This window comes from Arthrobacter sp. YD2 (assembly GCF_030410475.1).
Lineage (GTDB): Bacteria > Actinomycetota > Actinomycetes > Actinomycetales > Micrococcaceae > Arthrobacter_B > Arthrobacter_B zhangbolii.
Genome location: NZ_JAUHHB010000001.1, coordinates 1 through 18,049, shown reverse-complemented (window position 1 = coordinate 18,049; position 18,049 = coordinate 1). Strand labels below are relative to the sequence as shown.

Annotated in this window: 16 protein-coding genes and 1 other RNA gene; 6 read left to right on the top strand and 11 right to left on the bottom strand. The window is 65.5% G+C overall.

Going from position 1 to position 18,049, the window contains the following annotated elements:
- Positions 1-92: 92 nt before the first annotated feature.
- The gene (locus QWJ37_RS00085) at positions 93-518 is read right to left on the bottom strand and encodes a hypothetical protein (protein WP_290243198.1); all 426 of its coding nucleotides are present in this window, start codon (positions 516-518) and stop codon (positions 93-95) included.
- Between the two features lie 153 nt (positions 519-671).
- Here QWJ37_RS00085 and QWJ37_RS00080 point away from each other — a divergent pair, with 153 nt between their 5' ends.
- Complete coding sequence (locus QWJ37_RS00080; protein WP_227905867.1) at positions 672-1,166, top strand: DUF4442 domain-containing protein; 495 nt, start codon at positions 672-674, stop codon at positions 1,164-1,166.
- Positions 1,159-1,446: a hypothetical protein gene (locus QWJ37_RS00075; protein ID WP_290243197.1), complete on the top strand. Its 288-nt coding sequence runs from the start codon at positions 1,159-1,161 to the stop codon at positions 1,444-1,446. The genes QWJ37_RS00080 and QWJ37_RS00075 overlap by 8 nt, the downstream gene beginning before the upstream one ends.
- On the opposite strand, the gene QWJ37_RS00070 is transcribed toward QWJ37_RS00075, so the two are convergent.
- The 3 genes from QWJ37_RS00070 to QWJ37_RS00060 form a co-directional block, all read right to left on the bottom strand.
- Complete coding sequence (locus QWJ37_RS00070) at positions 1,443-2,024, bottom strand: serine protease inhibitor (protein WP_290243195.1); 582 nt, start codon at positions 2,022-2,024, stop codon at positions 1,443-1,445. The genes QWJ37_RS00075 and QWJ37_RS00070 overlap by 4 nt on opposite strands.
- Before the next feature lie 93 nt (positions 2,025-2,117).
- Positions 2,118-2,726: an SRPBCC domain-containing protein gene (locus tag QWJ37_RS00065; RefSeq protein ID WP_290243193.1), complete on the bottom strand. Its 609-nt coding sequence runs from the start codon at positions 2,724-2,726 to the stop codon at positions 2,118-2,120.
- A 202-nt stretch (positions 2,727-2,928) separates the two neighbouring features.
- Positions 2,929-4,386 carry an MDR family MFS transporter gene (locus tag QWJ37_RS00060; RefSeq protein ID WP_290243192.1) on the bottom strand — a complete coding sequence of 486 codons (1,458 nt, stop codon included), beginning with the start codon at positions 4,384-4,386 and terminating at the stop codon, positions 2,929-2,931.
- 151 nt (positions 4,387-4,537) lie between these two features.
- Between QWJ37_RS00060 and QWJ37_RS00055 the strand changes: the two genes are divergently transcribed.
- Entirely contained in the window at positions 4,538-5,131 is a 594-nt protein-coding gene (locus tag QWJ37_RS00055; RefSeq protein ID WP_290243189.1) for a TetR/AcrR family transcriptional regulator, read from the top strand.
- Here the strand turns inward: QWJ37_RS00055 and QWJ37_RS00050 are convergent.
- From QWJ37_RS00050 to QWJ37_RS00040, 3 genes are all read right to left on the bottom strand, one after another.
- Positions 5,114-6,049, bottom strand: a complete 936-nt coding sequence (locus QWJ37_RS00050) for a 3-methyladenine DNA glycosylase (protein ID WP_227905859.1) — start codon at positions 6,047-6,049, stop codon at positions 5,114-5,116. The two genes, QWJ37_RS00055 and QWJ37_RS00050, sit on opposite strands and share 18 nt — an antisense overlap.
- 51 nt (positions 6,050-6,100) lie before the next feature.
- Positions 6,101-8,173 carry a BCCT family transporter gene (locus QWJ37_RS00045; protein ID WP_290243187.1) on the bottom strand — a complete coding sequence of 691 codons (2,073 nt, stop codon included), beginning with the start codon at positions 8,171-8,173 and terminating at the stop codon, positions 6,101-6,103.
- Positions 8,174-8,384: 211 nt separating this feature from the next.
- A complete protein-coding gene (locus QWJ37_RS00040) occupies positions 8,385-8,855 on the bottom strand; it encodes a MarR family transcriptional regulator (protein ID WP_227905854.1) in 471 nt (156 codons plus the stop codon).
- 104 nt (positions 8,856-8,959) lie between these two features.
- Between QWJ37_RS00040 and QWJ37_RS00035 the strand changes: the two genes are divergently transcribed.
- Positions 8,960-9,175 (top strand): hypothetical protein, encoded by a 216-nt coding sequence (locus QWJ37_RS00035; protein WP_227905852.1) that lies wholly within the window; start codon positions 8,960-8,962, stop codon positions 9,173-9,175.
- Between the two features lie 77 nt (positions 9,176-9,252).
- On the opposite strand, the gene QWJ37_RS00030 is transcribed toward QWJ37_RS00035, so the two are convergent.
- Positions 9,253-10,539 (bottom strand): aspartate kinase, encoded by a 1,287-nt coding sequence (locus QWJ37_RS00030; RefSeq protein ID WP_227905850.1) that lies wholly within the window; start codon positions 10,537-10,539, stop codon positions 9,253-9,255.
- 230 nt (positions 10,540-10,769) lie between these two features.
- Between QWJ37_RS00030 and QWJ37_RS00025 the strand changes: the two genes are divergently transcribed.
- Together QWJ37_RS00025 and QWJ37_RS00020 are read left to right on the top strand one after the other, a co-directional pair.
- Positions 10,770-11,711 (top strand): ABC transporter ATP-binding protein, encoded by a 942-nt coding sequence (locus QWJ37_RS00025; RefSeq protein ID WP_290243183.1) that lies wholly within the window; start codon positions 10,770-10,772, stop codon positions 11,709-11,711.
- On the top strand, positions 11,708-12,772 hold the full coding sequence (locus QWJ37_RS00020; protein ID WP_290243181.1) for an ABC transporter permease subunit: 1,065 nt from the start codon (positions 11,708-11,710) through the stop codon (positions 12,770-12,772). Before QWJ37_RS00025 ends, QWJ37_RS00020 begins: the two co-directional genes overlap by 4 nt.
- A 14-nt stretch (positions 12,773-12,786) precedes the next feature.
- Here QWJ37_RS00020 and recR read toward each other — a convergent pair whose 3' ends face one another.
- The 3 genes from recR to ffs all read right to left on the bottom strand — a co-directional run bounded on the left by recR (position 12,787) and on the right by ffs (position 17,077).
- Positions 12,787-13,383 (bottom strand): recombination mediator RecR, encoded by a 597-nt coding sequence (gene recR, locus QWJ37_RS00015; protein ID WP_227905842.1) that lies wholly within the window; start codon positions 13,381-13,383, stop codon positions 12,787-12,789.
- Between the two features lie 128 nt (positions 13,384-13,511).
- The gene (locus QWJ37_RS00010; protein ID WP_290243177.1) at positions 13,512-16,904 is read right to left on the bottom strand and encodes a DNA polymerase III subunit gamma and tau; all 3,393 of its coding nucleotides are present in this window, start codon (positions 16,902-16,904) and stop codon (positions 13,512-13,514) included.
- 77 nt (positions 16,905-16,981) lie between these two features.
- Positions 16,982-17,077, bottom strand: an RNA gene (gene ffs / locus QWJ37_RS00005) — signal recognition particle sRNA small type.
- Between the last annotated feature and the right edge of the window lie 972 nt (positions 17,078-18,049).

Below are 18,049 nucleotides of genomic sequence, written 5' to 3'. Positions count from 1 at the left end.
CGGACCCTGCCGTCTCACGCTGATTCAGCGCTCCGCGAGCTTGCACTGCCCATTCTAACGGCGTTGCGTATGTTACGCGGACGCCGTTCGCCTCAGGCTGGAATCTCCAGTTGGAAGCCGCAGTGGCAGCGCAGCACGGTGGTGTCCAGTTGAACCTCCGCCGGCGCCTGGGCCTGCATGGAAGAGGTGGTGAGCGGCTCGAAGATGGACTGCTGGCGGTGGTCCCGCGGCTGCATGGGTTCACCGCAATGCATGTAGTCCGCGGCATCGTCTTCGGAGCGGACCGTGCAGCGCGCCCAGACGGAGGAATGGCGGATGGGGTGGCCGTAGAACCGGTCACACTCCGCGCACGTGTAGTTGATTTCGAGGAATTCTCCGCTGCCCGGCTTCGCTGCCGGTTCCACGGATTCGATGATCAGGAACTCATCGGTGCCGCAGTAGCTGCACCAGGGGACGAACTCACCCGGACCGGCAGAGTCTGCCCCTGACAGGTCCTCGGGTCTTGCTTCGATTGACATAGTGCGCCTCCAGTTCACGGGTCTCCGGACGGAGAATGCCTTCGTCCGGAGGGGATACTAAGCATGCTTATTCATAATACGGCATATTCGCTCCGGTGGCCGGCCGGGCCAGCAAGGCAAATGATGCAGATCACATTTGGCTACAGTGGTCTGGTGAGACTCCTCAAAGTACAACCGGGCACTCTCCGCCGGTTCATGAACTTCTGGCCGCCGTTTGCCTTCACCGGCATCCGGATCATCCACCTGGACCCGGAGTACTTCAACGTCACCGTGCGGCTGCGCGAGCACTGGTGGAACCGCAATGTGGCGGGCGTGCATTTCGGCGGGTCCCTGTTCGCAATGACGGACCCGTTCTGGATGATGATGCTGCTGCACCATCTGGGCCGTGACCATGTTGTCTGGGACAAGGCGGCGGAGATTGACTTCGTGAAACCGGGCCGCGGGGAGCTCACCGCCCGCTTCACCCTGGACCCGGCCGACGTCGGACGCCTGCGCAAGCTCGCGGCCGGCGGGGACAAAGTGCTCGAGTGGTTCTCGGTGGAGGTGCGGGACGGTTCCGGCGAGGTTGTGGCGCGGGTCCGTAAACAGGTCTACGTGCGGTTGAAGCGCGACCGGGCGGTAGCTACGGAAGGAAACGGCAATGAATAACGCAGAGAACCCACTGATCCCCACGGGCTGGGAGTTCCTGGTCACCGGGATTTCCGCGGCCCTGATCATCCTGCTCGTGGTCGCCGTCGTCCGGCTGGCGCGGTCGCAGGCCGTAGCGGCCGCTGAACGGCTGGGCCTGCTGCTGTTCTGTCTTGTGGTTCCGCTGCTGGGGCCGGTGCTGACCCTTGCCCTGTTGCGGCACCGGGACCAGCGGGTTGTGTCCCCTGCTGACAAGTCTTCTGCTGCCAGGTCTTCCACGGCCAGGCGGGCCCGCCGCTAGAAGGTGCCCTCGGCCGGTCCCAGCAATCCGGTCAGCCGCTCCCAGCGGGAAATCTGGCAACCGTCGGTAAGGGCAAAGGATGTGTCGACTGCTTCCCCGTTCACCGTGCCCGTGACATGAGCGCGCTGCATTCCCACGATGTTCTGCGTGCACATGGCATTCCGGTCCGCTTCGGCGAACAGCGCCGCGCCCTGCTCGGCAAGGGCTGCACACGCGGCTGCAGGGTCCGGCACGTTCGAGCCGGGAAGCGGGGCGGCGCCGTCGCACTGCAGGGTCCAGGTGTCGGTGGTGTTCTGGCCATCGGCCATAAAATCCACCGTGAGCGAGGTTGCGGCCGCACTGGCCGGCGCCGGCTGGGAGGGGGACGCCGTCGGGCCCGGTGTGCCCCCCGCGGAGGGGGAGCCGGAGGCAGAAGCAGCGTCGGAGGCGGAAGCAGCGCCGGAGGCAGACGGCGACGCCGGGTCTGCTGGCTGATTGCCTGCGTTGTCGGCACCGCAGGCGGCCAGGGCCAGCACGGAACAGAGCAGGAGCAGCGGGACAGTGCTGCGTCGGGCACGGGTATGGCGGGCACGGATCACGGTGAGACCTCCATCAGTTGGTGGCACCCAGCCTAGTTCCCCCGTCAAGGGACAGTAGTGGACCCAGGACCTGTGACCCCGGACCTCACGGGCTCAGCCTGCGCCACCGGCACCGGCACCGGCACCGGCACCGGCACCTGCGCCGCCACCAACGGCACCTGCGCCATCGCTACCTGCGCCGCCACCACCGTCACCGCCGCGGGCGGTCCGCGCCTGGCCCTCGAAGTACGGGCCCTGCGCCGGATAATAATCCCCGAATTCCGGTGCGGGGACGCCGTTCAGGGCTGCCTTGAGCCGGTCCAGATAGTATTCCCAGCCCGGACCGTAACTTTCGGCAGCGGCAGGGTCGGCCAGGTGCTGGATGAATTCCATCCTTGTGCCTCGGGCGGCAGCCTGAAGGCGGACCTCCACATCCCATACCCCTTCGTCGTCGCCCACCAGCAGCCGCAGGAGTTCGGGAGCAACGCAGTCCCTGACCTGCACCCGGCTCCAGGGCAGTCCCTCCTCATACAGCATCTGCAGGTCAAGGGCTCCGCTATGGTCCGGGGCGGCGTTCCAGCGGCCAAACCACGCTGCCGCCTGCTCCGACTCGGTAAGGGCCGCCCAGATGTCCGCCGGCGGCACGGGAAATCCGCGGGTGAGAATCAGCTGGTAGGACTGGTCTCCGGTGCGGAGGACCCGCCCGGTTGGTTCTGGCTGCATGGTGATCCTCCGAGCGGTCGGCGCCGGCAGTCTGCCGCATACCGTTATCAGCTTCAGCCTCGTGAGGGGAGCCTGTAAACAGCTCCGTGCAAACAGCTCCGTGTAAACCCATCCGTACGCGGGGGCGCCCCGCGGTATGCGAAAGGCCCCGGAGATTCCCATCTCCGGGGCCCGCGGCGCGTTTCCGCACCGAAGCGCAGTACTAGTGCTGCCGGGGTACCTTGACGAACGGTGCCAGCACCAGGCCGATGGTGGCCAGGATGCCGCCGATGATGAAGGCAACGTGTGCACCCGCAAAGAGTGAGTGGGCCAGGTCCGAGCCGGACTCCAGCCGCGATGCCGAGAGCAGGGACATAACGGTCACAAAGATGGTGGTGCCGATGGCGCCGCCCAGCTGCTGGCCCGTGTTGAAGATGGCCGAGCCGTGCCCGTACAGGCGGGGTTCCACGGCGGACAGCGCCGAGGAGAGCAGCCCGGTCATCAGCAGGGCCAGGCCGATGCTGAAGACAATATGGATGACCATGAATACCCGGAGTTCCGTATCGGAATCCACGGTGACATAGAGCCACTGGCCCAGCGCCAGCATGGCTGCGCCGGGGATCAGCACCGGGCGGGGGCCGAACCGGTCATAGATCCGGCCGAAGATGGGCGATACCAGCACCTGGGCAACGCCGCCGGGGAGCAGCATCAGGCCAATGCTCATTGTGCTCAGGCCGCCGCCGGTCTGCAGGATGATCGGAATAATGACCACGGTGCCCAGCAGCGTGCCCATGGCGATCATGATCATAGCGACGCTGAAGGTGAAGGTGCGGTTCCTGAACGGGGTGAGGTTCAGCAGTTCCCGGCCGGAACGTGTCAGACGCACCTGGCGCCGCACAAAGAGGACCAGCGCTGCCAGTCCGATGACGAAGGATGCGATGGTCAGCGCCACGTTGTCGCCGGCGTGTTCGAGGCTGGAGATGCCGTAGACGAGGAAACCGAAGGCAATGGCCGAAAGGATGACGGAGAGTACATCCACCGGGAGCTTGCGGGTGGCGGACGGGATCTTGATGAAGATGATGCCCAGGATCAGGATGACGACCGCCAGCGGCAGCATCAGCACAAAGATGTAGTGCCAGCTGAAGGAGCTGACGATCGAACCCGAGACGGTGGGGCCGATGGCCGGTCCCACCGAGATCACGATGGAGTTCAGGCCCATGATGGCGCCGCGGCTGCGTACCGGAACCAGTGTCAGGGTGGTGGTCATCAGCAGGGGCAGGACGATGGCGGTGCCGACGGCCTGGATGATGCGGGCGACGAGCAGGAAGGCGAACCCCGGAGCGAAGACCGCAATCAGGGTGCCGACCAGGAAGCTGGAGAGAGCAAAGATAAACAGGCTGCGGGTGGTAAAGCGCTGCAGCAGGTATCCCGTGGTGGGAATGACAACGGACATGGTCAGCAGGAAGCCTGTGGTCAGCCACTGGCCGGCCGCTGCCGAGACCTCAAAGTCCGCCATGATCGATGGCAGGGCCACGGTCAGGACGGTCTCATTCAGGATCATCAGGAAGGCCGCCAGGGCCAGGGCTCCGATGATTCCGGTGAGTTGCCTGGTGGAGAGTGCGGGCGCCTCGGCGGCGTGCGGCTTTTCCCCTGCTGTTGCTGCGGAGCTTGCTTGGCTCAAAACTTCCTCTTCCTGGTGGAGTGAACTGCAAGATTCTGTCACAGACTGCCAGGTTTGATGTCAGAACCTGGCAGAATGTGACAGAAAACAAGTCAGGTCCCAGCGCTCGCGGCATGGCAAAGTAGAAGTAAGGAAAGCCGAGGTGACTGGTATGGGCGTACGCGCTGAACGCAAGGCGGCAACGCGGAGGGATATCCAGGCGGCGGCGCTGGACCTCATTGAGGCTGCCGGGCTGGAAGCGACCACTGTGGCGCAGATAGCGGAGCGTGCCGGAGTTTCCGAACGGACATTCTTCCGGTACTACGTCTCCAAGGAAGCTGCCGCCCTGCCGGGCCAGGATGAACTGATCGAGGCATTGGTGGGACGGGATCTGGCCCGGAACATGTCCCCGGCACAGATCAGGGATGAGCTGATGGATGTCTGCCGGGCACAGTTTGCCCATGACCTGGAGAACTACGAGTTCCTGCAGATCTCCCGCCTGGTGCTGCGTGAGCCGAAGATCCTGCAGATGGTCAGGCGCCAGGAGCTTCAGCTCGTGACCGAACTCAGCAACTCCCTGATGGAGCGGAAGCTCCTGGACAGGATGCAGTCGCTGCTGGTGGCGGAAGTCATTGCGTGCACGTGGCGCGTGGCCTGGCAGTGTTTTGCCCACGAGCAGGACGGCGGCGCTGATGCGGACCCGGCCGAGCTGTATGAACGCGCGGTGGCCGACCTGTCCGAGATCGCCTCACCGCTCGGTCGGTAGCTCCGTACACGCCGCCAGGGCCGTCAGGATGCGGGTCCGCAACTGCTGTGATTCCTCGGCAAATGCCCGTTGGGCCGCCGCGTACTCCGCCCTCCCCTGTGGTGTTTCCACCTGGATGGGTTCATATCCCCAGTCCGCGAGGTCATAGGGAGAGGCCTGCATGTCCATGGCCCTGATGCGCCAGGACAGCTCGAAGCAGTCCATCACCAGTTCGCTGGGCAGCAGCGGCACCAGCTTGTACGCCCACTTGTACAGGTCCATGTTCGCGTGCAGGCAGCCGGGCTGTTCCAGGTCCCGCTGGTTCTCGCGGGTAGGGGTGAGCTCGTTCAGCGGAACGGCTTCAGGAGTGTAGAACCGGAACGCATCAAAATGGGTGCAGCGGATTTTGCTGCGCTCCACCAGCTCGTCAGTTCCCTGGGGCCCGAGCCGCAGCTGCAGATAGTCATGCCGGATCCCGTTGTCCTCGGACTTGTACGCCATGGCCCATTCATGCATGCCGAAACACCCCAGCACCGGTTTCCGGGCGGCCGTGCGGGAGAGCAGCATCGCGGTAAACGCTGCGGCGTCGCCGCGTGCAGCGGCAAAGGCGGCAACGTCCACGGTGACCGCCGGTGTCCCGGCATCCAGGCCGGCTGCGGCAGCTTCGTCCGCGGTGAGGGTGCGGTAAAACTTCCAGCCTGCCCGTTCGGCGGCAGCCTCCCCGGTCAGGACGACGCCGGCGCCCGGGTGCCAGCGCAGCAGCTGGCCGGGCTTCTGGGAATAGTAGGTGAAAAGAAAGTCCTCCACGGGATGCTTCCGCCCCGCGGAGCGCCGCTCCAGGTATCCCTCGGTAAAGGGGCGGACCCTGGCCTCGTGGGCGGCCTGGCGGGCGCGCCAGTGCTCCTGGGACAGGACGGCAGGGGCTACGGAAACGCTCACGGGTCCATTATCCCGCCCGCAGCAGTTCCCGCAGCCCCTGCCCGCATGGACCTAGCGCACCGGTGCCGGGCTCCGGTCGGCGTCGCCGTCGTCCGCGCGCTCGCCGTCGTCTGCCAGCTCGCCGGTGCCAGGCGCCGAACGTTCGCTGCCGGCTTCCTCAGCAGCGCCTTCGGCGGTCCAGCCGTCAGCGTATTCACCGGATTCGTAGTTGTAGTCCACCGGCCGGCCTTCCTCGTCGGTGCGTTGGTACCAGTCAGTGACAGTGGTGTCAAAGGAGTCGAAGCCCGCGCCGGCGCCTTCACCGTCCGGTGCCTTTTCCACGGCAATGGCGAAGTTGTCACCGTGTTCGTCAATGCCGGCCCGCACCGCGTTTTCCAGTGCGTGGGCGGCGTACTCCCTGCGGATGATCAGCGGATCGGTATGCAGGTCCTTGGTGAACGCCACCATCATCAGCAGCAGGATCACCGCGAACGGCAAGGCCGAGACAATGATCAGGTTCTGCAGCCCCTCCAGGGCGGTGTTTCCGCCCACCAGCAGCATCACCACGGCAATGCCCATCATGGCCAGGCCCCAGAACACGGTGACCTTGCGGTCCGGCACGGGCTTGCCCCGCTGGGACAGGGTGCCCATGACCAGTGAGGCGGAGTCTGCAGAGGTAATAAAGAAGATCGCAATGCAGAACATGGCCAGGAACGGGGTGAACTGGCTCAGCGGCAGCCCGTTCAGGACCTGGAAGAAGAGGTCCTGCGGTGAGGTGTCAATGTTGATGCCGGGCTGGCCCTGGGTGCGCATCCAGATGGCCGTGCCGCCGAAGATGCCGAAGGCGAGGATGCAGACCAGGGTGGGCATCACCAGGGCGTACTGGACGTATTCACGCAGCGTGCGGCCGCGGGAAATCCGGGCCAGGAAGATACCGACAAACGGGGACCAGGAAATCCACCAGGCCCAGTAGAAGACCGTCCAGGACTCGGAAAAGGCCGCCGACTCCTCGCCCCAGGAGGGTCCCTTGCTCATCATGTTCAGGACTTCGGAGAAGTAGGTGCTCACGGAGGAGGGAATCAGGTTCAGCAGGAACAGTGTGGGGCCGGCCAGGAAAATGAACACTGCCAGCACCAGGGCCAGGGACATGTTGATGTTGGAGAGCCAGCGGATTCCACGGCCGATGCCCGAAACGGCGGAAGCAATAAACGCGGCAGTGAGGATCGCGATGATGCCGATCAGCGCCGCGTTGGGCAGCCGGCCGATGCCCCCGACAATCTCGACCCCGCGCCCGATCTGCAGGGCGCCGATGCCCAGGGAGGCTGCCGTACCGAAGAGGGTCGCAACAATGGCGAACATATCGATGGCCCGGCCCGGCAGGCCCTCGGTGCGGGTACGGCCCAGCAGCGGGGTGAAAATCGAACTCATCAGCGGCACCCGGCCGCGACGGTACGAGCCGTAGGCCACGGCGGCGCCGACCAGGGCATAGATGGCCCAGGCGTGGAAACCCCAGTGGAAGTAGGACTGGGCCATCGCCTGGTGCATGGCTTCAGCGGTCTCCGGTTCCGCTGTGCCCGGCGGCGGCGAGAGGTAGTAGGTCAGCGGCTCATAGGGGCCGAAGAAAAACAGGCCGATTCCCACGCCGGCCGAAAACATCATGGCGATCCAGGAGAACTTGGAGTACTCCGGTTTTTCGCCGTCCACGCCCAGCGGGATTTTGCCGTAGCGGCTGAAACCCACAAAAAGCATAAAGATCACAATGACGGCAATCAGGGCGTTAAACAGCCAGCCGGTATTGTCCACCACCCAGGCCAGGGCGACATCCGAAACGGCCTTGAGGCTTTCCGTGGAGAGTATCCCCCAGCCCACGAAGCCCAGGATCAGAGTGGCTGCCACACCGAACACCAGACGGTCGGTGCCGTAGCGCACCCTTTGCTCGTCCACGCCGATGCCCGGTACAAGGCCCGGATGCATGTCATGCGGATACCGCGGTTCCCGGCGCAGGACCTTGGCGGCACGTTCGCGTACTGTCGGTTTCGGTTTGCCGCTGCCCGGTTCCGGGGGTTGCTGCTTCCCTGTTCCGGAGCCGCTCACGCGCTCGGAATCGTTCGGATCGTGCTGCTGGTGTGCTGGCCGTGTTGCCACGTGACTCTTCTCCTCGGGGGCGCTGTGCGGCGCCCTTGGGTGTGCGCTAAGCAGGACCTTAGGGAGAATAGTGGCGCTTCCGGATCAATTCCAACCGACTTTTCCGCATGCCGGAAAAATGTGGGTTGTATATATCACACATCAATTGTTACCGGTTTGTAGCCATTTTCAGGCTACCGTTTCGAATATTTTGATAGGCCTAATTGTGCTGCTACGGGGCGGATGCCGGAGCGGCCTGTGCGGCGGCAATCAGCCGGTGCATGCTGCGGTTGAGCTCTTCGACCTCGGTGCGGTCCAGGCCCAGGCGATCCATCATGGTTCCGGGAACCTCCAGTGCCGCAGCACGCAGGGCCCGGCCGGCATCGGTGAGCTCGACGGCGAGTGCCCGGTCATCGCCCGGCGCGCGGTCCCGGCTCACCAGACCCGCTGCCTCCAGGCGTTTGAGCATGGGGGAGAGGGTGGCCGGCTCCATTAGGAGGGTCTCACTCAGGTCGCGGACCCGGCGCGGGCTCTCTTCCCAGAGTGCGAGCATCAGCAGGTACTGGGGGTGGGTCAGCCCAAGACGCTCCAGTACCGGCTTGTAGGCACCCACCACGGAGCGGGAGGCGACCGAGAGCGCGAAGCAAAGCTGGCGCTCGAGCAGCAGGTCATCTTCTGCGGAAGGAGCTGTATTGATTGCCATGATGCGCCCCTTTGGGTAGGCAGGTGGGGGTGGTGAAACAGATAATTAGTGCACTAATTATTAGCGTACTATAGAGCCAGAATCCCGTCGGAGAGGTAAGCAGCATGGTTGAGAAGGAAAGCTTCGTATCCCGGTTTATGCGGGCCACGGGCAAGGTGCGGCTGATTTTCGGGCCCGCGCAGCAGGGTTCCCTGGACCATCCGATGACTGAGGAAAACAAGGCGCTGCTCAAGTCACAGCAGGAGCAGGAAAAGGCCATGTGGGAAACCGTCACCCGGGCCGACGGCAGCAGCTACATCGTCTCCCGCAAGCCGGAATAGCGGATAACAGCACACCGTATGCCAGAACGGAAAGCGGCCGGCACCCTTGGGTGCCGGCCTCTTTCTCTGATGTCTGCTTAGCGCCCGGTGCCGCCGTAGACCGTAGCCTCGTCGTCGCCGTCGAGCCCGAACGCCGCGTGCACCGCACGCACTGCGGTATCCAGCAGCTTGGCGCTGGTCACCACGGAGATGCGGATCTCGGAGGTGGAGATCATGTCGATGTTCACCCCGGCATTATGCAGTGCCTCGAAGAAGCGGTGCGAGACGCCGGGATTTGAACGCATGCCCGCGCCGATCAGCGACAGCTTGCCAATCTGCTCGTTGTACTGGATGGCGTCAAAGCCGACCTGTTCCTTGGCGGCGTTGAGCGCGTCAATCGCTTCCTTGCCGTCGATGATCGGCAGCGTGAAGGAAATGTCCGTGCGGCCGGACCCCTTGGTGGACACGTTCTGCACAATCATGTCGATGTTGGAGTTGGCCCCGGCCACAATGCCGAAAATCTCCGCGGCCTTGCCGGGGATGTCGGGAACACCCACCACGGTGACCTTGGCTTCGGAACGGTCATGGGCGACGCCGGAGATGATGGGCTGTTCCAAGGGTTCTCCCTCTTGAATCTTGATCTTGTCATCGGGGCTGGGCAGTACCCAGGTTCCCTCATGCTGGCTGAAGGACGAACGGACGTGCAGGGGCACGCCGAAGCGGCGGGCGTATTCCACGCAGCGCAGGTGCAGGATCTTCGCGCCGGAGGCCGCCATCTCGAGCATTTCCTCGCTGGAAATGGTGGCAATCTTCTGTGCGCTCGGGGCCACGCGCGGATCAGCCGTGTACACGCCGTCGACGTCCGTGTAGATCTCGCAGACGTCCGCTTCCAGGGCAGCGGCCAGCGCGACGGCGGTGGTGTCCGAGCCGCCGCGGCCCAGGGTGGTGATGTCGTGGCTTTCCTGGCTGACACCCTGGAAACCGGCCACAATGGCAATGTCGCCCTTTTCGATGGCCGTTTTGATCCGGTGCGGGGAGACGTCGATGATCCGGGCCTTGCCGTGGATGGCGTCGGTGATCATGCCGGCCTGGCTGCCGGTGAAGGACTGCGCGGAGCCGCCCAGCTCGTTGATGGCCATGGCCAGCAGTGCCATGGAAATACGCTCGCCGGCGCTGAGCAGCATGTCCATTTCCCGCGCGTTGCTCAGGGAAGTGATCTGTCCGGCCAGGTCCAGCAGCTCGTCCGTGCTGTCACCCATGGCGGAAACCACCACCACAACTTCGTTTCCGGCAGCGTGCGTGTCCACCACGCGCTTGGCGACGCGCTTGATGCCTTCGGCGTCCGCCACGGAGGACCCGCCGAATTTCTGCACTATCAGGCTCATGCGTACACTTTCCCAAATTTCGTTGTGGTTGCTGGTGCCCGGCATCTTCGGCGCGGCAGGATTGTTCCGGGTCTTTTCCCGGGAAACCGGACCGCGGGACCCACTGCGTCCGTCCAAAAAGTCTATAGCCGGTCTGCTGCAGTGCCGAAACAGAAGGGAAATATGCACTTAACGTCACGTTGTGGTGAGTCTGTCCCGCAAGCTGCAATCCGGCAACCTAGGCTGGCGCCATGGGGAAGAGAGCCGAGACAGGTACCGGCATAGTTGCCGAGGGCATCCAGCGCAGTTTCGGCAATGTGCAGGCGGTCCGGAACATGGACTTCACTGCGCCTGCGGGCGAAGTGACCGCACTGATCGGCCCCAACGGCTCCGGCAAAACCACCCTGCTCCTCATCCTGGCGTCCCTGCTGGCCCCGGACAGCGGATCGGTGCGGATCAACGGGTTTGATCCGCTGACCCATCCCGCGGAGGTCCGTTCAGCGGTGGGCTGGATGCCGGACACACTGGGCACGTGGGAGGCGCTGACGTCCGCGGAAATCCTGGCCACCGTGGGCACCTTCTACGGGCTCACCCGCACCCATGCCGCGGCCCGTGCTGCCGAACTGCTGGAAACCGTCCACCTTGAAGACTTCGCCGACCAGCCGGCCCGAGTGCTCTCCCGCGGCCAGCAGCAGCGGCTGAGCCTGGCCCGGGCCCTGATCCACGATCCGTCAGTGCTGTTGCTGGATGAACCGGCGTCGGGCCTGGACCCGGGGTCGCGGGTGGACCTTCGGGTGCTGCTGCGCCGGCTGGCCGCAGAGGGCAAAACGGTGCTGGTCTCCTCGCACGTCCTGTCCGAGCTGGATGAAATGGCCGACCGTGCCGTGTTTGTTGCCCGCGGCGAGACCGTGAAGGCCCAGTCCCTGTCCGACGCCGGCGCCCAGGCGCGCTGGTACACCATCCGTGCCCTGAACACGGGGTCCCTGCTGCGCCAGATCGATGAGCAGCGCATCGAGTACCGCCAACCCGGGGACCGGCACGGACCGCAGGTGCAGGTCCGGCTGGCCGGTGAGGACGCCGCGGCGGACCTGCTGCGCACCCTGGTACTGGCCGACGTCGCGGTCACGGCCTTCGCGCCGGCCAGCGGGGCACTGGAGGAAACCTACATGAGTCTGGACACCGATCGCCGATGAGCACGCAGAATCCCGGCATGGCCGCACCGTCCCTCGGCTATTGGAACGGGGTCCGGTCAGTCTTTTTCCTCGAGATCAAGCAGCGGGTGCGCTCACGGAGCTGGTATGTGCTGCTGACCGTCTGGTTCTTCGTGATCGGCCTGGTGGCCGTGCTGACCGCGCTGAACGCCGGGGCGGGGGAGGGCGGGCCGGTCCTGTTTGAACTGATGGTCGGTTTTGTCCTGTTCTTCGGCCTGCTGGTGGCGCCCGCGTTTTCCGCCAATGCCGTCAACGGGGACCGGGCTGCAGGGACCCTGGCCATCCTGCAGGTGACCCTGCTGCGGCCCGGGCAGATCCTTGCGGGGAAATGGCTCGCGTCCTGGACGGCGTCGCTGGGGTTCCTGGTTGCCAGCATTCCCTTCCTGCTCTGGGCCCTGGCCCTGGGCGGGGTGCGCCCGCTCTCCGCCCTGGTGGCGGTGCTGATGCTGGCGGTGGAACTGGGGATGGTCTGCGCCATTGGGGTGGGTGTCTCCGTCCTGGCTTCCCGCCCGCTGTTCTCCATTGTGGTGACGTACATGCTCGTGGCACTGCTGGGTCTGGGCACACTGATCGGCTTCGGGCTCAGCGTCACGCTGACGGAGGGTACGGGCTCATCCAACAGTCCCCGGTATAACTACGAGCTGTATTCCGGAGACCAGGATTTGGGCGAATACACCTGCGAGGGCCCGCTAACGCCAATATCCGTGGTCCACACCGAACGGGTTGCCTGGATGCTGTCCGCGAACCCGTTTGTCATTGTTGCCGATGCGATGCCCGCAGAATCAGCCGATGCTGAGCGGAACGGCTCCACCGGCGTCATGGAGGGCATCAGTTCCCTGGTCCGTTACGCGCAGGCGGGCCCCGCCTACTCCGTTCCCTGCTTCAACGGTGAGGAACAGCAAGCCGGTGCGCCCGACGTCCTGCCCATCTGGCCGCTGGGCCTGACGGTTCAGGCGGCCCTGGCAGCGCTGCTCCTGGCCCTCGGACGACGGCGGCTGGTCACGCCGGTACGCCGGCTGTCAGTGGGAACGCGGATCGCCTAGCCCCCGGCGGACCGCTAGGACATGTTCCGGCGGCCTTCGAAGGCGCGGCCAAGGGTGATTTCGTCGGCGTATTCCAGGTCGCCGCCCACCGGCAGCCCGGAGGCGAGGCGGGTGACCGTGATGCCCAGGGTTTTCAGCATGCGCATCAGATAGGTGGCGGTGGCTTCGCCTTCGAGGTTCGGGTCGGTGGCGATGATGATTTCCGAGATCTGTTCATCAGAGAGCCGGCTCAGCAGTTCACGGATGCGCAGCTGGTCCGGGCCGATGCCCGCAATCGGATTAATGGCGCCACCCAGCACGTGGTACCGGCCGCGGAAGGAGCGGGTACGTTCCACCGCGATGACATCCTTGGATTCCTCCACCACGCAGATCATGGTCGGATCCCGGCGCGGGTCGCGGCAGATGCTGCAGGTTTCCTGCTCCGTCACGTTCCCGCAGACGCTGCAGAACTTCACCCGGTCCTTCACGGTGACAATGGCGGTGGCCAGCTTCTTCATGTCGTCGGGATCGGACTCCAGGATGTGGAACGCGATGCGCTGGGCAGACTTCGGTCCTACGCCGGGAAGCCGGCCTAGTTCGTCGATAAGTTCCTGAACCGCACCTTCGTACACGTAACCTTCTCTGCTGGGTTGATCTGCGTTTGGAGCTCAGGTGAGCCTGTTGCCGGCGCCTGGCCGGTGAAGCGCTGCTGCGGGTGCTGCCGGCCGGCACCGGATGCGTGGGCTGACCGTCGCGACGGTCAGCGGCCGTCGAGGCTACGTTCCTCGATGAGCCGTCCGCCCAGGATCCGCTCAATGGCCTTGCGGCCTACCAATCCGGAATCCTCCAGCGTGATGTCATCAGCACTGGGAACGTCTTCAACGTAGGACGATTCTACTGGCCGGCTTCCACGCACGGGGGCGCCGCCACCGCGCTGGGCTGCTTCATTAAGCAGCTTCTGGTAGCGGCTGAGCGGCTGGTTCGGGTTGTTGCCCGCCGGTGCGGTAGGTGCTGCAGGGGCAGACGGCGCGGCAACGGACCCTCTGGCTCCTGCCGCTGATGCCGGTGAACCGGGAACCGCGGATCGCTGACCTGCCGCACCCAGTCCTCCCGCACCCTGTCCTGCGGGGCCGTGAGCCGCTGTGCCCTGAGCCCCTGTGCCCCGAGCCGCTGTGCCGCGGGCATCCGGGGTCCCCCGCGGCGTGCCGGGCACGGAAGCAGGACCGGACGGCGCCGGTGCGTTCTGTGCCGGTGCCGCGCCCGGCCGGGTGGTGGACCCGGTGCCGGCCCAGTTGGTGGTGGCCCACTCGGAGTCCGACAGGTGGCCGCCGGAGTACACGTCAGTCGGCGCTTCCGCGGTTTCCCAGGCGTTGCTTTCAGGCGCGTCGTTAAACGGATCGGAGGGCTCGTCCGGCCATGGCGCGTCGGGCGGTCCGTCGGTGCCGGTGCCGCGGGAGGGGCGCCCGCCGCTGCGGCCGGAGCCGGGCCCTGCGGGGTCGGAACCGCCGGGGGCACCGCCAGAGCGGCGGCGAAGTGCTGCGGACGCCGCATTCACGGTCGCGCCGTTCGCGGGGCCTGCTTGCGGCGGTGCGCCGTTCGCCGGTGCTCCAGCAGTGGTTCCGGCCGCAGGGGTGCCCGCAGCGGCTATCGGCCATGCCGCGCCGCTGGTATCGCCGGCCGCAGGGGTGCCCGCCGTAGTGGTGCCCGCAGCGGCTATCGGCCATGCCGCGCCGCTGGTATCGCCGGCCGCAGGAGAAGCTTTCCGCGCCGTGTCATTCGCCCCTGCCGTACTGGCCGGGGTGGCGGAATCCGGGGTAGCAGGAACGGGTGCTGTAACGTCTGTCCGCGCTGTTGCGCCCTGTGCCGCAGGCCGAGTCGCGGGGTTATCCCACGCCGCCCCTGCCGGCGCGCTCTGGTCCGAACGAGCCAGAACCGTCCGTGCCTGGCCCGGGTTGTTCTGGAAAGCAGGTGCGGATGCGGAAGCTCCGCGCACTGCTGAATCAGCTGCCGAGGTTCCACCGGCCGGGGGAGCCGTGGGAGCCGAGGGAGCCATCGGAGCCGGTGCAGCCGGGGCTACTGGCGCGGTGGCAGCAGCCGGGGCTTGTGCTGCCGGTGCGGATGCCGGCGCGCGCCGGCTATCGGCTTTTGGGCCCGACTCACCCGCTGACGCCGAGCTGTCATGGATCGGATTGATCTGGCAGTCCAGCGCCAGGACCTGGTGGATGGCCTTACGCAGGTTCTCCAAATGGTCTGGGCGGTTGAAGTTGGTTGCAGCGCCGGGGTTGGTAAACGCCAGTTCGAGGACTTTCCCGTCGAAAGCCCGAGGGCTGGAGTTCTTGCTGACGTTCAGCCAGGTGGCGCGGCGGATGCTGGTCAGGGCATCCATGATTTCCGGCCAGGCGCGGCGGATCATCTCAATCTGACCGCCGCCGCCACCGGCAGCAGATGCCGGCTGGCGTGCAGCCTGTGCCTGCGCGGGAAACTGGCCCTGCTGTGCTGCCGGCTGGTGCGGAGCTGTTGCTGGCGGCGTCTGTTGTCCGGGAGCCTGCTGCGCCGGGCTGTGCTGTCCAGGAGCCCGCTGCCCCTGGCCCTGCTGCCCCGGGCCCTGCGGTGAGGCGCTGTTGTGATCGGCGCCGGAGCGAGGTGATTCCGGCTGGGCGGGTGCAGCCTGGGACGCTGCAGTCGGGGAAGCAGATGCGGCCGGGGATTCCACCGGAGTGGACCAGGTGCCGCCCCAGTCCAGGGAGCTGCCGGAGGACTGGCTTCCGGAGGACACCGCAGAGCTGTCGTCGCTCCGGTTTGCTGATGCCCGCGATTCGCTGCCGGGGGCCGGAGTGGCTGCAACATCAGTTCCCCGCGGGGCTGAGGGCGCCTCGTCCACAGCCGGAGCAGGGGAAGCGGCCTGGGACGCCGTGGGCGCCGCCGCGGGGACTGTGTTTACCGGTGAAGCTGCGGCTGCGGCGCGGCCCATGGCTTCGGTGGGATCACCGGCGTAGCTGAGCCGCCTCTCAAGGCGGTCCACCCGGGCAGCGGTGCCGCGCTCGGTCTGGTCAGCCGCCGGCAGCAGGATGCGGGCGCAAAGGAGTTCAAGATGCAGGCGCGGAGAAGTCGCACCGGTCATTTCGGTGAGTGCGGTATTGGTGATGTCGGCAGCACGGGAGAGCTCGCTGCCGCCCATTTGCGCAGCTTGGCTCTGCATCCGGTTGATCTGGTCTTCCGGCATGCCGCGGAGTACAGCGGCGGCGCTGTCCGGCATGGCGTTGACAATGATCAGGTCGCGGAAGCGTTCGAGCAGGTCCTCCACGAACCGGCGCGGGTCCTGGCCAGTCTGGATAACCCGGTCCACGGCACGGAAAACGGTGGCTGAATCCGCGGCGGCGACGGCGTCCACGACGTCGTCAAGCAGCGATACAGGTGTGTAGCCCAGCAGCGACACGGCCAGCTCATAATCCAGGCCCTCGGGGCCGGCTCCCGCCATGAGCTGGTCCAGTACGGAGAGGGTGTCACGGACGGACCCGCCTCCGGCGCGGATAACCAGGGAGAGAACGCCGGGAGCCACGCTGACGTTCTCCTGTGTGCAGAGCTTTTCCAGGTAGGCCAGCAGGGGCTCCGGCGGAACCAGCCGGAAGGGGTAGTGGTGCGTACGGGAGCGGATGGTCCCGATGACCTTGTCCGGTTCCGTGGTGGCAAAGATGAACTTGATGTGTTCCGGCGGTTCTTCAACGATCTTCAGGAGCGCGTTGAATCCGGCGGACGTGACCATGTGGGCCTCGTCAATGATGAAGATCTTGTAGCGGTCCCGGACGGGTGCAAAGGTGGCCCGCTCCCGCAGATCACGGGCGTCGTCGACGCCGCCGTGGCTTGCCGCGTCAATCTCAATGACATCCAGGCTGCCGGATCCGTCCCTGGCAAGTTCGACACAGCTGTCGCATTCGCCGCAAGGGACGGGGGTGGGGCCCTGGGCGCAGTTCAGGCAGCGCGCCAGGATGCGTGCGGAGGTGGTTTTACCGCAGCCGCGGGGTCCGGAGAAGAGATACGCATGATTGACGCGGTTCTTTTGCAGGGCCGCCATCAGCGGCTCCGTTACATGCTCCTGGCCAATCACATCCGCGAAGCTTTCGGGACGGTAGCGGCGGTAAAGGGCTGTACTCACAGATAGAAGCCTATCGGTTGGCACTGACGGTTTTCACTCCGGCTCCCGGCGCGGTGACGAAGCACTATCCGGGGAAAATTAAAGACCCCCCATGCACCTGCCAGAGCCCGCTTACCCTTGCTACCTTCCGGTCCTGGGGGAGTTCACAGGATGACACCACATGAGGGGCCGCGAACAAGTCTACCCGAAATTTCCCGAGCTTTGGTCTGGGGTGCCGGGGGCCCGCTCCCGAGCCGCTTTGGTGGACCTCCCCATGGGAAGGCGCACCAGGTGCTGCCGCCCGGATCTCGGCGGAAGCCCTCACATCTGCGGGACTACTACACCGGGGCAACGGTATACATACGGGTCTACACATACGGGGCAGCACATACAGGGCGACGGTTGCCGTAGGGCCGGCAGCTATAGAGGTGTCCCCTATCTGTCCCCTATATGTCGCCCGCTCACAGGGCGCCCATAGGTAGGGGACTCAGGGCCTGGGCGCCCCGTCTGCCGGGGGCATCCCTATAAGACGGAACATTCGGATTCGGCATTCGGGCGAGCGGCCTTATAGGAGTGGCACCTATAAGGAGTGGCACCTATACGGACTGGCACCTATAAGGGGTCAGGCGCGGGCCCGGATTGCCTGCCGCTGCCAAGTTGCCCCGACGCCGGTGAGGTCCTACCCCCGTCAGTGTCGGCGGCAGTGCACTGGAGGCGGTCCTGCCGTGTAGAGAGGGCAGCCCTATAGACGGTTCTGCCTTATGGCGGGTTCAGCCCAATAAGAAGTGCCGGGGAAATGGATATGGGGCGTCGGAACGGAGAAGCCCGGACAGTCCCGTCAGGGGAGGGTATACCCGAGCGACCCGTGGCGGGGGATTCAAGGGTTCATCCATGCCTCGATCGCGCGGACAGACCTCGAACATGCCGGGCCGAATGCCTCGTGACGGCGCACAAGCCAGCACCTGGAATGGGGCAAAAAGAGGGTGTCCGGGGTCACCCCGGATCCGAGTTGCACGTGGGCTCGAACCTGTGTAAAGTCTTCTAAGTCGCCGCGGCAGGGACGCTGAAAAAGCGCCCGAGCATGGCGGCCAAACCCCTTCGAAAATCAGAGTCCAACTCCCGTGCCCTTCACCGGGCCGGCGGAAAAGACTCCGGTTCACGCTGGG

What these genes read in the sequence shown, in the direction of transcription:
- QWJ37_RS00085 (WP_290243198.1), bottom strand. Translation starts at nt 518, where the DNA reads ATGTCAATCGAAGCAAGACCCGAGGACCTGTCAGGGGCAGACTCTGCC.
- QWJ37_RS00075 (WP_290243197.1), top strand. Translation starts at nt 1,159, where the DNA reads ATGAATAACGCAGAGAACCCACTGATCCCCACGGGCTGGGAGTTCCTG.
- QWJ37_RS00065 (WP_290243193.1), bottom strand. Translation starts at nt 2,726, where the DNA reads ATGCAGCCAGAACCAACCGGGCGGGTCCTCCGCACCGGAGACCAGTCC.
- QWJ37_RS00055 (WP_290243189.1), top strand. Translation starts at nt 4,538, where the DNA reads ATGGGCGTACGCGCTGAACGCAAGGCGGCAACGCGGAGGGATATCCAG.
- QWJ37_RS00040 (WP_227905854.1), bottom strand. Translation starts at nt 8,855, where the DNA reads ATGGCAATCAATACAGCTCCTTCCGCAGAAGATGACCTGCTGCTCGAG.
- QWJ37_RS00035 (WP_227905852.1), top strand. Translation starts at nt 8,960, where the DNA reads ATGGTTGAGAAGGAAAGCTTCGTATCCCGGTTTATGCGGGCCACGGGC.
- QWJ37_RS00030 (WP_227905850.1), bottom strand. Translation starts at nt 10,539, where the DNA reads ATGAGCCTGATAGTGCAGAAATTCGGCGGGTCCTCCGTGGCGGACGCC.
- QWJ37_RS00025 (WP_290243183.1), top strand. Translation starts at nt 10,770, where the DNA reads ATGGGGAAGAGAGCCGAGACAGGTACCGGCATAGTTGCCGAGGGCATC.
- QWJ37_RS00020 (WP_290243181.1), top strand. Translation starts at nt 11,708, where the DNA reads ATGAGCACGCAGAATCCCGGCATGGCCGCACCGTCCCTCGGCTATTGG.